The 1,703-nt window shown below is 69.2% G+C and carries 1 protein-coding gene and 1 pseudogene; both read right to left on the minus strand.

The window, feature by feature from the left end; genetic code table 11:
• Positions 1–1,478, minus strand: a pseudogene (locus KGA66_RS28850) (right-handed parallel beta-helix repeat-containing protein); the annotation flags it as partial.
• 99 nt (positions 1,479–1,577) lie between these two features.
• Positions 1,578–1,697, minus strand: a complete 120-nt coding sequence (locus KGA66_RS28855) for a cellulose binding domain-containing protein (RefSeq protein ID WP_246508981.1) — start codon at positions 1,695–1,697, stop codon at positions 1,578–1,580.
• Positions 1,698–1,703: the final 6 nt, after the last annotated feature.

Here is a 1,703-nt window from a genome sequence, read left to right on the forward strand (position 1 = left end):
GGCAGGTTCTCGACCTCGTTGTGGTCGATCACGGCGTGGGTGACGTAGGTGGACAGGATCCCGGCCATGTCCTTGTAGTCCTCGGCGACCCCGTTGACCAGGTTGTCGGTCAGGGTGATGTTCTGGTTGGTCATCGCGGTGTTGGAGGGGTGGTGGGCGTCGGGTTGCACGCCGCCGACCACGATCCCGGCGCCGGCGTCGTCGCTGAAGGTGCCGGCGGTCACGGTGATGCCGGAGGCGCCCAGGCCCACCCCGGAGGCGACCGCGTCGTTGTCGTTGCCGATGCCCAGGGCGACCTGTCCGAGGTGGGTGAAGGTGTCGCCGGTGAAGCTGATGTTGGCGGCGGCGGAGACCTGCACGGCGGCCGGTGCCTGGTGCCAGGTGTTGCGGGTGGCCTCGAAACCCTGGCAGCCGGACTGGCAGGAGGTCAGGAAGTTGGAGGGCTCGGTGCTGTAGGACTGGGCCAGGAAGGTGCCGGACTGCTGGTCGGCGTAGCCGATGTTCGAGCCGGGGGCCAGCCAGGTGGTGTGCTGGAAGGCGATGCCCTGGAAGGCGATGTCGTGGGCGGGGGCGGCGTAGCTGCCGGAGATCTCCAGCAGGGAGGTCAGGCGCGGCAGTTCCACGTCGTGGCTCGACGGGTTCCAGCCGGAGGGCACCTTGTAGTAGAGCTGCCCGGCCTGCGGGTCGAGGTACCACTGGCCGGCGTTCTTCAGGAACGCGTAGGAGTTCTCCAGTTGCAGGGCGCCGCCGGCGAACGGTTTGGCCAGGGTGTCGTAGCCCCAGTTGTTGTTGTTCCAGGCCGGTTGCGCCATGGTGATGGTGGTGCCGGAGATCGACTGGAGGGGGGCGTAGCGGTCGGTGAAGGAGTTCTGGCTCTCGATCTCGATGCGGTTCTGCTGCGGCAGTGTCGCCAGGTAGTTCAGGGCGGAGTTGACGATGTTCATGCCGGTGGCGGTGAACTGCACGTCGCTGCGGTTGATGGCGATCGCGGCGCGGGGGGCGGCGGCGCCGTCGATGTAGAGCTGCCGGGAGTCGGCCCCGGGCGGCACCGCGGCGGCGTAGATGTTGTTGGCCGCGTCGTGCAGCGACCAGCCGGAGATCTGCTGGCCGCCGGAGAGCACCGGGGCGGCGCCGGGCGCGGCCTGCCAGATCACGCTGTGGCCGTTGCCGCCGGAGTCCGCGGCCCCCAGCACCAGCGGCGCGGAGAGCCGGTAGACGCCCCCGGCCAACTGCACCACGATGTCACCGCTCATGTTCCCGTCCAGCGCGCGCACCGAGGACTGCGCCTGGGCCAGCGAACACGGCACCGAGGACGAACAGGCCGTACCCGACCCGCTCGGCGAGACGAACAACGTCGACATCACCGCCGCACGCGACACACCCGGCGCGGCAACGGCGAATCCGAGGGCTGCGATCGCCCCCACGGCGGCTCTCGCCATCCGGCCGCATCCGGGGCCGGTACGGGGTTGGGACGTCATCTGCCACACTTCTTTCGAAGGTTGATTTCGGGTACCTACTTGCGAACCCACCGGTGGGCGCCCGCGTCTAGCGGGCGCCCACGGGGTTCGTTCCGAGCGTCAGCTGCAGGCGTTTCCGTTGAGGGTGAAGGCGCTGGGGCTGGTGTCGTTGCCGGCCCAGGTGCCCTGGAAGCCGAACTGCACGTTGCCGCCGGGCGCGATGGCCGGGTTGTAGCTCATGTTCGT

This window comes from Actinocrinis puniceicyclus (genome assembly GCF_018283645.1).
GTDB lineage: Bacteria > Actinomycetota > Actinomycetes > Streptomycetales > Catenulisporaceae > Actinocrinis > Actinocrinis puniceicyclus.

Excerpts from the sequence above, each read along its gene's own strand:
- KGA66_RS28855 (WP_246508981.1), bottom strand. The coding sequence starts at position 1,697 with ATGAGCTACAACCCGGCCATCGCGCCCGGCGGCAACGTGCAGTTCGGC.